The sequence below is a fragment of the Vibrio sp. 10N.222.55.C6 genome (genome assembly GCF_041473395.1).
GTDB lineage: Bacteria > Pseudomonadota > Gammaproteobacteria > Enterobacterales > Vibrionaceae > Vibrio > Vibrio crassostreae_C.
Genome location: NZ_JBFRSD010000138.1, coordinates 1 through 445, shown reverse-complemented (window position 1 = coordinate 445; position 445 = coordinate 1). Strand labels below are relative to the sequence as shown.

Sequence of the window (445 nt, the reverse complement as noted above, 5' to 3'; positions counted from 1 at the left end):
GGGGAAAGCACCTAAAGCATCGCCGATGACGCCTGAGCAAATTGAAATACGTGAATTAAAAAAGAAGTTAGCTCGCCTTGAAGAGCATAATGAAATATTAAAAAAAGCCACGGCTCTGTTGATGTCGGACTCACTGAACAATTCTTGATAATCAAGAAACTCAAGCAGAGCCACAGCGTAAAAATATTATGTGAAGTGTTCAATGTTCATCGAAGCAGTTATAACTACTGGCGAAAACGTCCAGTAGAAATTGATGCCGAAACAGCAAAGCTCCGTAGTTTAGTTAGCGAGGCATATGCCGCAAGCAACGGTTCTGCGGGAGCGAGAACCATTGCTGACATAATAACGAGTCAGGGAACTAACCTGAGTCGCTACAGAGCAACGAAGTTCATGAAAGCCCTTGGTCTAGTGAGCTGCCAAGTGCCAAAACACAGGAATCGTAAAG

At 43.8% G+C, this 445-nt stretch carries 1 pseudogene; it reads left to right on the top strand.

Features of this window, described 5'->3' with window-relative positions:
- Positions 1-445 (top strand): annotated as a pseudogene (locus AB4486_RS22925) (IS3 family transposase); the annotation flags it as partial.